General features: G+C 70.5%; 13 protein-coding genes. 6 read left to right on the top strand and 7 right to left on the bottom strand.

The features are described from left to right. The first annotated feature begins 2 nt into the window (after positions 1-2). The 5 genes from ACWD5Q_RS19920 (at position 3) to ACWD5Q_RS19900 (ending at position 5,077) form a co-directional block, all read left to right on the top strand. On the top strand, positions 3-1,367 hold the full coding sequence (locus ACWD5Q_RS19920; RefSeq protein WP_451428330.1) for an aspartate aminotransferase family protein: 1,365 nt from the start codon (positions 3-5) through the stop codon (positions 1,365-1,367). A gap of 236 nt (positions 1,368-1,603) precedes the next feature. Further along, positions 1,604-2,347, top strand: coding sequence for an ABC transporter ATP-binding protein (locus tag ACWD5Q_RS19915; RefSeq protein WP_451428329.1), 744 nt, complete (start codon positions 1,604-1,606; stop codon positions 2,345-2,347). Further along, positions 2,329-3,573, top strand: coding sequence for a hypothetical protein (locus tag ACWD5Q_RS19910; protein WP_451428328.1), 1,245 nt, complete (start codon positions 2,329-2,331; stop codon positions 3,571-3,573). Before ACWD5Q_RS19915 ends, ACWD5Q_RS19910 begins: the two co-directional genes overlap by 19 nt. Positions 3,574-3,757: 184 nt before the next feature. Then, positions 3,758-4,165 carry a VOC family protein gene (locus tag ACWD5Q_RS19905; protein WP_451428327.1) on the top strand — a complete coding sequence of 136 codons (408 nt, stop codon included), beginning with the start codon at positions 3,758-3,760 and terminating at the stop codon, positions 4,163-4,165. Between the two features lie 225 nt (positions 4,166-4,390). Then, a complete protein-coding gene (locus ACWD5Q_RS19900; RefSeq protein WP_451428326.1) occupies positions 4,391-5,077 on the top strand; it encodes an LAETG motif-containing sortase-dependent surface protein in 687 nt (228 codons plus the stop codon). Positions 5,078-5,164: 87 nt separating this feature from the next. On the opposite strand, the gene ACWD5Q_RS19895 is transcribed toward ACWD5Q_RS19900, so the two are convergent. The 7 genes from ACWD5Q_RS19895 to ACWD5Q_RS19865 form a co-directional block, all read right to left on the bottom strand. Continuing rightward, complete coding sequence (locus ACWD5Q_RS19895) at positions 5,165-6,196, bottom strand: ABC transporter ATP-binding protein (protein ID WP_451428325.1); 1,032 nt, start codon at positions 6,194-6,196, stop codon at positions 5,165-5,167. A 2-nt stretch (positions 6,197-6,198) separates the two neighbouring features. Beyond that, a complete protein-coding gene (locus tag ACWD5Q_RS19890; protein ID WP_451428324.1) occupies positions 6,199-7,863 on the bottom strand; it encodes an ABC transporter permease in 1,665 nt (554 codons plus the stop codon). Continuing rightward, the gene (locus ACWD5Q_RS19885) at positions 7,839-8,960 is read right to left on the bottom strand and encodes a thiamine ABC transporter substrate-binding protein (protein ID WP_451428323.1); all 1,122 of its coding nucleotides are present in this window, start codon (positions 8,958-8,960) and stop codon (positions 7,839-7,841) included. The genes ACWD5Q_RS19890 and ACWD5Q_RS19885 overlap by 25 nt, the downstream gene beginning before the upstream one ends. 241 nt (positions 8,961-9,201) lie before the next feature. Then, on the bottom strand, positions 9,202-10,308 hold the full coding sequence (rlmN, locus tag ACWD5Q_RS19880) for a 23S rRNA (adenine(2503)-C(2))-methyltransferase RlmN (protein WP_451428322.1): 1,107 nt from the start codon (positions 10,306-10,308) through the stop codon (positions 9,202-9,204). Between the two features lie 170 nt (positions 10,309-10,478). Next, positions 10,479-11,105 (bottom strand): hypothetical protein, encoded by a 627-nt coding sequence (locus ACWD5Q_RS19875; protein ID WP_451428321.1) that lies wholly within the window; start codon positions 11,103-11,105, stop codon positions 10,479-10,481. Between the two features lie 269 nt (positions 11,106-11,374). Then, complete coding sequence (locus tag ACWD5Q_RS19870; RefSeq protein WP_451428320.1) at positions 11,375-11,602, bottom strand: hypothetical protein; 228 nt, start codon at positions 11,600-11,602, stop codon at positions 11,375-11,377. A gap of 36 nt (positions 11,603-11,638) precedes the next feature. After that, positions 11,639-11,794: a hypothetical protein gene (locus tag ACWD5Q_RS19865; protein WP_451428319.1), complete on the bottom strand. Its 156-nt coding sequence runs from the start codon at positions 11,792-11,794 to the stop codon at positions 11,639-11,641. Between the two features lie 520 nt (positions 11,795-12,314). Here ACWD5Q_RS19865 and ACWD5Q_RS19860 point away from each other — a divergent pair. Then, a complete protein-coding gene (locus ACWD5Q_RS19860) occupies positions 12,315-12,878 on the top strand; it encodes a hypothetical protein (protein WP_451428318.1) in 564 nt (187 codons plus the stop codon). Positions 12,879-12,996 lie beyond the last annotated feature (118 nt).

Genomic DNA, 12,996 nt, shown 5'->3' with positions numbered 1-12,996 from the left:
CCGTGAGCACCAAGGACCTCAGCAAGACCGCGTACGACCACCTGTGGATGCACTTCACCCGCATGTCCTCGTACGAGAACGCGCCCGTGCCGACCATCGTGCGAGGCGAGGGCACCTACATCTACGACGACAAGGGCAAGCGCTACCTCGACGGTCTCGCCGGTCTGTTCGTGGTCCAGGCGGGCCACGGCCGCACCGAGCTGGCTGAGACGGCGTTCAAGCAGGCGCAGGAGCTGGCGTTCTTCCCTGTGTGGTCCTACGCCCACCCGAAGGCCGTGGAGCTGGCGGAGCGCCTCGCCCACCACGCGCCCGGCGACCTGAACAAGGTCTTCTTCACCACCGGCGGCGGCGAGGCGGTGGAGACCGCCTGGAAGCTGGCCAAGCAGTACTTCAAGCTGGTCGGCAAGCCCACCAAGTACAAGGTCATCTCGCGTGCGGTCGCCTACCACGGCACCCCGCAGGGCGCCCTGTCCATCACCGGCCTGCCGGGCCTGAAGGCCCCCTTCGAGCCGCTGGTCCCGGGCGCCCACAAGGTGCCGAACACCAACATCTACCGCGCCCCGATCCACGGCGACGACCCGGAGGCCTTCGGCCGCTGGGCCGCCGACCAGATCGAGCAGCAGATCCTCTTCGAGGGCCCGGAGACGGTGGCCGCGGTCTTCCTGGAGCCGGTGCAGAACGCCGGCGGCTGCTTCCCGCCGCCGCCCGGCTACTTCCAGCGGGTCCGCGAGATCTGCGACCAGTACGACGTGCTGCTCGTGTCGGACGAGGTCATCTGCGCCTTCGGCCGCCTCGGCACGATGTTCGCGTGCGACAAGTTCGACTACGTCCCGGACATGATCACCTGCGCCAAGGGCATGACCTCGGGCTACTCCCCGATCGGCGCGTGCATCGTCTCCGACCGCCTGGCGGAGCCCTTCTACAAGGGTGACAACACCTTCCTGCACGGCTACACCTTCGGCGGCCACCCGGTGTCGGCCGCGGTGGGCCTCGCCAACCTCGACCTGTTCGAGCGCGAGAACCTCAACCAGCACGTGCTCGACAACGAGGGCGCGTTCCTGTCCACGCTGCAGAAGCTGCACGACCTGCCGATCGTCGGCGACGTCCGCGGCAACGGCTTCTTCTACGGCATCGAGCTGGTCAAGGACAAGAACACCAAGGAGTCCTTCAACGACGAGGAGACCGAGCGCGTCCTGTACGGCTTCCTCTCCAAGGCGCTGTTCGACAACGGCCTGTACTGCCGGGCCGACGACCGCGGCGACCCGGTCGTCCAGCTCGCCCCGCCGCTGATCTCCAACCAGGAGACGTTCGACGAGATCGAGCAGATCCTGCGCGCGACGCTGACGGAGGCGTGGACCAAGCTCTGAGCCCCCCGAGGTTCCGATCGCCCGGCTGGATGATTCATCCTTCTGGATGATCAACCAACGGCCCCGTGCCGCCCGTTCGAGTGAGAAACGGCGGTCCGGGGCCGTTGCTGTTCCTGGCTCCCGGTGCCGTCTGCCTAGCGTGCGAAGTGACCGATCGGTCCCGCCTTCGTTCCCCCGAACGGGTTCCCCGGACGGGGATCGGCACGGGAAAACGGATCTGAACCGAGGTGTACGCGATGGTGGCCCCGCCGGAGAACGACCTGCTCTGGGCACACGCCCTGCACTTCCAGCACCCTGGCTCGCCCGCGCTCTGCGGTGTCTCCGTGGGGGTGCGGGAGGGCGAGATCCTGGCCGTCACCGGCCCGCGCGGCAGCGGCAAGACGACCCTCCTGCAGTGCCTGGCGGGGCTGCTGCCCGCCCAGCGGGGCGAGGTCTGGTTCAACAGCACGCCGGTGCACACCATGGGCTCGCTCAGCAGGGAACGACTGCACCGCGACCGCTTCGGCTGGATCGACCCGGTGCCGCTGCTCGTGCCCGAACTGAACGTCTGGGAGAACGCCGCCCTGCCGCTGATGCTGCGCGGCGCCGGCCGCCGCCGGGCCAAGTCCGCCGCCCTGGAGTGGCTGGACCGGCTCGACATCGGCGGCTGCGCCCGCAAGCGCCCGGACGGACTGGCGGGGGCCGAGCGGCAGCGGCTCGCCGTCGCGCGGGCGCTCGCCGCGGGCCCGACCGTGCTCTTCGCGGACGAGCCGACCGCCACCCTGCACCGCTTCGAGGGCGCCCAGGTGCTGCGTACGCTCACCTCGGCGGCCCGCTCGCACGGCATCACGGTCGTCCTGGCCACGCTGCACCCGGACGTCGCGGCCCTCGCCGACCGCACGGTGTCCCTGCTGGACGGGCGGCGCGTGACCACGGTCGAGCTGCCGCCGGTCCCGGAGGCGGAGACGGAAGGCCGGGCCGCGTGCTCGCTCTCCGTCTAGCCCGCGGGGCCCACCCCCTGGTCCAGCTCTGCCGGCTGCTGGTCGCAGCGGCCTCGGCCGGCACGGGCCTGCTGCTGCTGTGCACGCTCGGGTACGCGCTGGCGCACCCGGACGCGCCGGCCGGTTCGGTGCTGCGGCTGGTCTGGTGCGCCGTGCCGATGACCGCCACGGTGTACCTCGCGGTCGCCGTCGCCCGTACGGACCCCGGCACCCGCCCCCGGTCCGGTCTCGCCGCCATCGGCCTCGGCCCCGCCCGGCTGATGGCCCTGTCGGCACTGACCACGGCCCTGTCGACCGCGCTCGGTTCGCTGCTGGCGCTGCTGGCCTTCCTGCATCTGCGCGGGGATCTGCCCGGAACGCCGTTCGACGGCGCGGCGGCCGGGTTCCTCGCCGCGGATCTGCCGCTGCCGCTGCCCGCGACGCTCACCCTGCTCACGCTGGTACCGCTCGCGGCCTCCATGGCGAGCGCGGTGGCCCTGCGGCCGAAGGACGCGGGGCGGCGCCGTGCCGGACGCCGCAACGCCCCGCCGGCCGCCTCCGGCGCGGACGCCGCCCCCGGGGAACAGGCCGACGGCGCGGCGGACGAGGTCCCGGTGCCCGGCCTGGCCCCCGAGGCCGGGCCCGCGCCCGGCGGACTGTCCTGGGGCGTGGCCGCGGTCGCCACGGGGCTCGCCGTGGAGGCGCACGCCAGTGGCTCGGGCGGGGCATCGCGCTTCCCGCTGCCCGGCGGGATCGCGGGCGGGCCCGCCGGGGTTCTGGCGGGCTGGGCGCTGACCGCGCTGGGGCTGGCACTGGCCGGGCCCGCCGTCGCCCACCTGTGCGGACGGCTGCTGGAGGTCGCGCGTCCGGGGGCGGTACGGCTGCTCGCGGGGCGCGGTCTGCAGCGGGAGGCGGGGCGGATCGGGAGGCCGCTCGGCGTGGTGTGCGCGGTGGCCTCGGGGGCGTACGCCATGACAGCGCCGTACGCCGGCGCGCGTCTCTCCTTCGGGCCGCTCACCACGCTCGGTGCGCTGCTGGTGGCGGGGTGCGCGCTGGCGACGCTGGCGACGGCGGCGGTCGAGGCGCGGCAGACGCGCGCCGGCACGGTGGCCGCGCTGGTGCGGCTGGGCGCGCCCGCCACCCTGCTGCGCGGGGCGGCGCTGCTGCGGGTGGGTGCCCTGGCCGTGGTGTTCGTGCCGCTGACGTGGGCGGTCGCGGATCTGGCGGCGATGCCGCTGAGGGGCTGAGCGGTCCCGGGACGCGTTCTTCGAAAAATCAGGGCAGCACACCGATGAGCACCGATGAGTTTCGCCGCGGCCCGCGGTCTCTTCTTCCGTACGGGTCGCCACACGGACGGTCCAGACCCGTGCGGACCGCCACACGGACGGTCCGGACCCGTACGGACCACCACATCACCGAAAGAGACCGCTCATGTACCAGCAGATGATCTTCGTGAACCTGCCCGTCGTCGACGTCGAGGCGTCGAAGAAGTTCTTCACCGAGCTGGGCTACACGATCAACCCGCAGTTCACCGCGGACGACAGCGCCTGCGTCGTCATCAGCGACACGATCATCGCGATGCTGCTCAGCAAGCAGCACTACGCCGACTTCACCAAGAAGGAGATCGCGGACGCCACGAGGACCAGCGAGGTACTGCTGTGCCTCAGCGCCGAGAGCCGGGAGAAGGTCGACGCGTTGGTGGACCGGGCGCTCGCGGCGGGCGGCTCGGTCAGCGGGGAGCCGCAGGACCACGGCTTCATGTACGGCCGCTCCTTCGACGACCTCGACGGCCACACCTGGGAGGTCATGTGGATGGACCCCGCGGCCGTCCAGAGCTGAACCCGCCGAGGTGAACGGGGCGCCACTGCGGGGGGAGTCGAGGTGATCCGGCGGCTTCTCAAACGTCCCGGCTGTTAATGACCCGGCAAAGTCGGGTGTCATGCCGGACATCGGCGTTGACAGCGCTCAGCCGCCGCTTATAAACCTGTGAGCCTCGTGGGGACAGTGTTGTCGCAGCAACGTCCCCAGAACCCCCCGCAGTTGCGCATCACGTGAAGGGCAATCGTGTCCATATCCTCCCGCACCGCACGATCAGTGCGCATCCTCGGCGTCGCCTCCGCCACCGCCGCGCTCGCGCTCGGCGCCGCAGGAAACGCGCTCGCCTGCAGCATCGGTGACTTCTCCGCCGTCGCGTCCTGCGACGGCAACGGGAAGGGCATCATCACCGTCACGGACACGGACTCCTCCGGCAAGGAGGCGACCGTCACGGTCTACCTCGAGTCGAACGGCGCCGACGTGAAGAAGGTCGGCGAGCAGACAGTCACCGGCGCCAAGGAGGGTGCGATCGTCACCTTCTCCGAGGACTGGGCGCCGACCGCCCGGTACCGCATCCACGTCAACGCCAACGGCGGCCGGGTCGACCAGGACATCTCGTCGGGCCTGACCACGCCGGACAAGGCCTGCACCACCTCGGAGACCACCGCTCCGGCCACCACTCCCCCGGCCTCGGCCGTCCCGAAGCCGTCGGCCACGCCGAGCGCGTCGGCCACCCCGTCGGAGTCGGGCGGCACGGCCCCCGGCGCCGCCGGGGGCAACGCCCCCTCGCCCGCGGCCGGCAGCTCCAACCTGGCCGAGACCGGTGCCAGCTCCAGCACGCCCTTGATCGCCGGTATCGCCGGCGGCCTGGTCGTCATCGGCGGCCTCGCGGTCTTCTTCGGTATGCGCCGTCGCGGCGCGTCGAAGAGCAACTGACGTACGCGGCACGAGCGCAGAACCAACGGCCCGCCCCTTGCCGGGGGCGGGCCGTTGTGCGTGCCGGGACGGGTGGCCGGCGCCCGCCTACACGCCGGACGCGCCCCCGAGTACGACGACCTCGGCGGCGTCGAACACGACCCCGGTCACGTCCCCGGGTTCCGGTGCCGCCCGCAGCGGACAGGCCGCCTCCAGCGCGGGTGCCTGCTCGGGCTGGAGGCGTACGGCGACATGGGTGCCGCGGAAGGTGCGTGCGGTCACGGTGCAGCGCAGTCCCTCGGAGACGGGCACGAGCCGTACGCCGGCGGGCCGTACGAGCACGGCGCGCGGCCCCTGCGGGGAACCCTCGGGGACGGGGAGCTTGCCCCACGGAGTGTCCGCGGCCTCCCCGGAGACGGCCGCCTGCACCACGTTGTCGAAGCCGAGGAAGCGTGCCACGAACGCGTCCGCGGGCCGCTGCCAGACCTCAAGGGGCGTACCGGACTGGGCGATCCGTCCCTCGCGCATCACGACGACCCGGTCCGCGAGCGCGAAGGCCTCCCCCTGGTCGTGGGTGACCGCGAGCACGGTCGTGCCCAACCGGCCGAACAGCTCACGGAGTTCGACCACCAGACGCTCGCGCAGCGACCTGTCGAGCTGGCCCAGGGGCTCGTCCAGCATCAGCAGCCGGGGCCGGGGGGCGAGCGCGCGGGCGAGCGCGACCCGCTGCTGCTCACCGCCGGAGAGCGCGGCGACAGCCCGTCCGGCCGCCCCGGGCAGCCCGACGAGGTCCAGCAACTCGACCACGCGCACGTCCCGTTCGGCGCGCGAGGCGCCCTGCATCCGGAGCCCGAAGGCGACGTTCCCGCCCACGTCGCGCTGCGGGAAGAGCTGGTGGTCCTGGAACATCAGCCCCACCCCGCGCCGGTGCGCGGGCACCCCGGCCAGATCGCGGCCGTCGAGGACCACCCGCCCGGAGTTCAGCGGTTGCAGCCCGGCCACGGTGCGCAGCAGCGTCGACTTGCCGCCGCCGCTGGGCCCGAGCACGCACACCACCTCGTGCTCGGCGACCTGGAGGTCCACTTCGTCGAGCACGGTGCTCGCCCCGAAGCGCACGGTCGCCTGTTCAAGTCCGAGCATCGTCAGAACTCCCCCGTCCGATCGGTCCGCAGCCTCTCCAGGACCAGCAGCGACACCGCGCACACCACCATCAGGATCGTCGAAAGGGCCATCGCCTGGCCGTAGTTGAGGTCGCCGGGCCGCGCGAGCAGCCGCGCCACCGCGACGGGCAGCGTGGGGTTGTCGGGCCGGGCGATGAACACGGTCGCCCCGAACTCGCCCAGCGACACCGCGAACGCGAACCCTGCCGCGATCAGCAGCGCCCGCCGCACGATCGGCAGGTCGACCTCACGCCACACCCGCCACGGCGAGGCCCCGAGTACGGCCGCCGCCTCCCGCAGCCGCTCGTCCACGGCGCGCAGCACGGGCAGCATCGTACGGACGACGAAGGGGGCGCCCACCAGCGCCTGCGCGAGCGGCACCAGGATCCAGGAACCGCGCAGATCCAGCGGCGGCCGGTCGAGCGAGATCAGGAACCCGAAGCCGACGGTCACGGCGGACACGCCCAGCGGCAGCATCAGCAGCGCGTCCAGGCCGCGGACCAGGCGGCCGGCGTCCCGGCGGGCGAGGGCGGCGGCGGCGAGCGAGCCGATCAGCACGGCGATGAGGGTGGCGACGACGGCGTAGGTGAGGGAGGTGCCGACGGCGCTCACTGGGGCGACGAGGAAGGTCCCGCCGTCCGTGTGCGTCAGGGCCTCGTAGTACGCGAATCCGGGCGCGTCGAGCGACCGGCCGACGAGCACGGCCAGCGGCAGGACGAGCAGGACGGCGACGGTGACGAGGACCGAGCCGAGCAGCGCCCACTGGCCCGCCCCGCGCGGTCTGCGCGCCGTGCGGGACGCGTCGACGAGCCGGAGCGCGCTCTCCCGGCGGCGCACGGTCCAGGCGTGCACGACGAGGATCGCGCCCACCGCCAGGAACTGCACGATCGTCAGCACGGCGGCCGTGGACAGGTCGAAGATCTCCGAGGTCTGCCGGTAGATCTCCACCTCCAGGGTGGAGAAGGTGGGGCCGCCCAGGATCTGCACCACACCGAACGAGGTGAAGGTGAACAGGAAGACCATGAGGGCGGCGGCGGCCACGGCCGGAGCCAGGGCGGGCAGCGTGACCGTCCGCCAGGCGGCGGCGCGGGAGGCGCCGAGCACCCGTGCGGCCTCCTCCTGGCGCGGGTCGAGCTGCGCCCACAGGCCGCCGACCGTGCGGACGACGACCGCGTAGTTGAAGAAGACATGCGCGAGCAGGATGGCCCACACGGTCGTGTCGAGCCGGACGCCCCACAGGTCGTCGAGGAGTCCGCCGCGGCCGACGAGCGCCAGGAACGCCGTGCCGACGACCACCGTGGGCAGCACGAACGGGACGGTGACGACCGCGCGGAGCACCTGCTTGCCGGGGAAGTCCAGGCGGGCGAAGACATAGGCGCCGGGCATCGCCACCAGCAGGGTGAGCGCGGTGGAGGCGAGCGCCTGCCAGGTCGTGAACCACAGCACATGCAGGATGTCGGGCTGTGCGAGCACGTCCGCCAGGCGCCGAAGGCGCCAGACCCCGTCGACGCGCAGACCGCGCGTGACGATCGCGGCGACGGGGTAGGCGAAGAAGACCGCGAAGAACGCGACGGGCAGGGCCATCAGCCCGAACCGCGCCGCGCCGCCCCGTCCTCTCGGGGCTACTTCAGTACGAGCGAGGTCCACGACCTGACCCACTGGTCACGGTTGGCGGCTATCTGGGCCGGGGCCATGGTCTCGGGGTTCTTGGCCGCGGGCCCGAACTCGGTGAACTCGGCGGGCACCCGCGCCCCCTGCACGACCGGGTAGACGAACATGTTCAGCGGCATGTCCTCCTGGAACCTCCTGCTGATCAGGAAGTCGAGGAACGCCTTGGCGCCCTGGGGGTTGTGAGCGTTGCTCAGCAGGCCCGCGAACTCGATCTGGCGGAAGCAGGTGCCGGTCGCGACGCCGGTCGGCGCGGTCGTGGGCCGCGGCGTGGCGTAGACGACCTCGGCGGGCGGCGAGGAGGCGTAGGAGACGACGAGCGGCCGGTCGCCGCCCGCCTTGCGGCCCGCGGCCGAACCGGAGAACTCCTGCTCGTACGCCTGCTCCCAGCCGTCGACCACCTTCACGCCGTTGTCCTTGAGCTTCTTCCAGTAGCCCTGCCAGCCTCCCCCGCTTCCGGCTCCGCCCGAGCGGGAGGTGCCCCCGTCGCCGTACCGGGCGGCGGTGCCGAGCAGGAAGCCGAGGCCCGGCGAGGACGTGGCGGCGTTCTCGGTGACGAGGAGGTTCCGGTACGCCGGCTTGGTGAGGTCGTCGAAGGAGGCCGGCGGGGCGAGCTTGTGGTCGGCGAAGTACTTCTTGTCGTAGTTGACGCAGATGTCGCCGTAGTCGATCGGGGTGACCCGGTGCTTGTCGCGGTCCAGCTGGTACTGCGCGCCGACCCGGTCCAGCCCCTTGGCCGCGTACGGCTGGAACAGGCCGTTGTCCAGCGCCCGGGACAGCAGGGTGTTGTCGACGCCGAAGAAGACGTCGCCCTGCGGGTTGTCCTTGGTGAGGATCGCCTTGTTGACGGCCTGGCCCGCGTCGCCGTCGGTGAGGACCTTGACGCGGTAGCCGGACTCCTTCTCGAACGCCGCGATGACGCTCTTGGAGGCGGCCCATGAGTCGTGGCTGACGAGGGTCACGGTCTTGGGATCGCCGCCGCTCGCGCCGGTGGAGCCGGACGATCCGCACGCGGACAGCGTGACCAGGCCCAGCCCGGCGGCGACGGCCGCGAACTGCCTGCGGGTGATGCTCACTGAAGTCCTCCTGGAGGTGACCAGGAAGAGACGCGGCCCCGCCCGGGAGCCCCGAAGGGTCCCGGGCAGGGCGCAACAGCTCGAGTGAAGACCGAACTCCCTACCCAGAATGACCTGGGCGAGGTTCAGAGGGTCTGCGGGCTGTCCCGCACTCTCAGCGCTGCGGCGCTCCCCTGTCGGAATATGAAGATATGAATGAAGTATGGACAGTAAGGACGACGAGATACGAACGTCCTTCAGACTACCGCTCAGCGGCCGCCAGCTGGCCACATGCTCCGTCGATCTCCTGGCCCCGGGTGTCCCGGATGGTCACCGGCACCCCATGGGCGGCGATCGCCTCGACGAACGCCTTCTCGTCCTCGGGCCGCGACGCCGTCCACTGGGAGCCGGGCGTCGGGTTGAGCGGGATCAGATTGACGTGCACGGGCCTGCCCTTGAGCAGCCGGCCGAGCCGGTCGCCGCGCCACGCCTGGTCGTTGATGTCCCGGATCAGGGCGTACTCGATGGACAGCCGGCGCCCGGACTTCTCGGCGTACTCGAACCCGGCGTCGAGGACCTCGCGCACCTTCCACCGCGTGTTGACCGGCACGAGGGTGTCCCGCAGTTCGTCGTCCGGCGCGTGCAGCGAGATGGCGAGGCGGCACTTGAAGCCCTCGTCGGCGAAGCGGTGGACGGCAGGCACCAGCCCGACGGTCGACACGGTGATCCCGCGCTGCGAGAGGCCGAGCCCGTCCGGCGCGGGGTCGGTGAGGGCGCGGATGGCGCCGACGACGCGCTTGTAGTTGGCGAGAGGCTCGCCCATGCCCATGAAGACGATGTTGGACAGCCGTGCCGGGCCGCCGGGGATCTCGCCGTCGCGCAGGGCCCGCATGCCGTCCACGATCTGGTGCACGATCTCCGCGGTGGACAGGTTGCGGTCGAGGCCGGCCTGACCGGTGGCGCAGAAGGGGCAGTTCATACCGCAGCCCGCCTGGGAGCTGATGCACATGGTGACCCGGTCGGGGTAGCGCATGAGCACGGACTCCACGAGCGTCCCGTCGAAGAGCCGCCACAGCGTCTTGCGGGTGGTGTCCTCGTCGGTCGACAGATGCCGGACGACCGACATCAGCTCCGGGAGCAGCGCCTCCTGGAGCCTGGCGCGCGAGGCGGCGGGGATGTCGGTCCACTGCTCCGGGTCGTGCGAGTACCGCGCGAAGTAGTGCTGCGAGAGCTGCTTGGCGCGGAACGGCTTCTCACCGATCGCGGCGACCGCCTCCTTGCGCTCGGCGGGCGTGAGATCGGCGAGATGCCGCGGCGGGGTCTTGGCTCCGCGCGGCGCGACAAAGGTGAGTTCTCCGGGTGCAGGCATAACACGTCCAGTGTGGCAGATCATCGCCGGGTCCCCAGGCCAGAGCGGGGTGGGGGTGGTCACCCGCGGGCGCCGCCTCTCAGCGTTGGTCGGCCTCGCACGGCCCAGGGACGGCCCAGGAGTCAGCCAGCCCCCGCCCGGCCGTGCCCAGGCAGCGGCGTTTCCTCCCGTCACTCCAGCTGCACGGGAGCGACCGGGAGCTGTTCCCTGTAGGGCCATGTGAAGGTGCGATCGGGTTCGAGGTGGGCGTCCCCCCAGTGGATGGCATGGATGCCGTCTTCGGCGTTGGCCGTGAAGAACACACAGACCAGCCTGGTGGAAGCTCCCAGCTCCTCGAACGCTTCGTGCAGCCCCAGGTACTCCTCGGTCGCCAAGTCCTCGTCGACGTCGAATAGACCTTCCGGAGGCTGCGGCCCGTGCTCCCGGAACAGCCGGTGCCGAGTGGGCGACGCGTTCGCGGGCAGTCGGGCTCGGTACAGGGGCCTCGGCCTGTCCGCGTACCGGAACGGGAAGAGTGCGTGATCGTTGATCACCGCATACTCGTATCCGCGCACGTCTCGCACGGCTTCCCCCAGCTCCCGCGCCGTCTCCGCCAGGTTCTCGCGCACCACTCCCGCAAGGGCGACGCCGTACGGACTCCGCTTCTTCAGTCCTGCGGCGAGGTGCGCGGCATGAGCCTTCTCGTGCGCCTTGGCCAGTTGCACCGGAACCGCAGCGGCAAGCGCGCCGGCATGCCGCCCAAACCGCTCGACGGCCCAGGCCGACGGCCCCACCGGATAGCCACCCAACACCGACATGCAGTGCTCCCCTCCCCCGGCCCCTCCTCTGAACTGTGTGTCACGTACACGAGGGCGGCACAAGGGGGCGATCTGGCCAGGACAGCCACGCATGATCACCGCTCGGAACAGCCACAACTGATCACCGGGGGCCGTGATCTGTGCCCGCCCAAACGATCAGCGTCCTGACCTGATGCTCAGCCGTCGGCAGTTGTCGACGGGGGGCGCGTACGAAATTGCAGCCGTGAAGCAGGAAGCGGTAGGCAAGCGTGGTCGCAGGCACCCGTACGTCACGCCGGGCGGCTGGTCACTTGTGTAGCTGCCGACGCTTGGGCCTCCGCCGCAAGGGCGTTGTCCCCGTTTAAGTGAGCGCTGGCGGCGGCCGTGAAGATCGCCACGCTACGGTTGAAGGCGTAGTCGGCCTCTTCGGGATCGGGCAGCGCAAATGTGCCGGATGTCGACGAAGTGTTCTGGATCGCCGTGTCCGCATCCTTCTGGTTTTGGCGGGCCCGGTCCATGGCTGCGATGACGAGCTGGCTGATGTGCTTCGGGCCTTACAGATGCACCGACATGGCGGCATCCTGCATGGGCCTGATGTCGACGGCGGCTCGGATGCCAGCCGCGAGGCGGTGCGCTGCTTCGGCGCTCTCCGGAGAGGTCGAGTTGGTTGTATCCCTGGTGACCAGCTCCACGCACCGTCGCCAGTCCATTTGATCAGCGAAGGAGACGGCGGCGGATAGGAATGCGGCGTAGGCGTCGCGTTGGTGTTGGCGACGTACGGCGTCCACGGTGCCTCGCCCCTGGGCTCGACCGGCGGCGTATGCGGTGACGGCCGCAAGGACTGCAGTCGGGGTGGTTATGAGAGCGGCGATGACGGCAGGGTCCATGCCGTGATCCTGCCGGATGTGCCGAGCCGCCGACGGTGTATCCGGTTGGTGACCGTTGGCAACCACTCTGGTTCGGCTCGGCTCGCTGCTGTAGTAGACACTCAGACGAGCTCGGTTGTGCCCCAGCACAGCGAGGTTCAGGTCAGCCATGGTGGGGGTACGAAGCTCGCATCTACTCATTCGTACCAGCTCCATTCCAACTGGCGTCCGAACCCTCCAGCGGGAGCGCCAGAGGTGAGCAAAACACGACCTTCCGGCACGCTGTCCGGCCCGCTACAGCAGACCCGCTGGCCTGCTTCAAAAACCTGGTGTACGACGGGCGAGGCACGCGCATACTGGCGACATGAACATCGCAACTGAGGATGGACATAGACTCCTCGCATACATCAGTGCCGCAACTCGACGCGGAGCAATCCTCAGCGCGGATAACCTGGAAGCCTATGCCAGGGCTCCTTTCAGGCGCATGCGAAGCAATTCAACGATCCAAGACTTCGTGAGCACTTTTAGTGCCGCCCTGGGCGGGAAAAGTGAGCCCCTTGAGACTTGGACGCAGTATCTAGAGCGAGTTGGATGGATCAAGGTCGCTTGTGAGTCGGTGAAACTCACACCACTGGGTCACGCGATTCTCGCCGATCTCTCCGCACCCAAACTGGACGTGGCGAATGAGGACGCCTCCGCGGTGATCCTGGACCCGTCTGATCCATTCGCATACGTGCGGGTAATCGGAGCACTTTCCGACATCGGAGAGGGTCTCCTGGTCGACCCGTACTTCCGATTCGACCAGCTTGAGACGGTGGTCGAACACACCCAGATCAGGAGGATCCTGACGAGCAAGAAGATCGGCGCACCGGCGATCTCCCAGCTAGCGCTGGCCTTGGCTGTCTACGACGCAACGTCGCTTCCGTAGTGTGATCTTGGTCGGGTAGGGTCCTGATCTTGTGGCGAGTGGGCACATAGCTGGTGAGACATACCCCGAGCGGACACGGATGGGGCTGCTGTCGCGGACCTTTACGCCGGAGTTGGTG

Source organism: Streptomyces sp. NPDC002513 (assembly GCF_053595355.1).
This window is presented reverse-complemented; position numbering and strand designations above follow the sequence as displayed.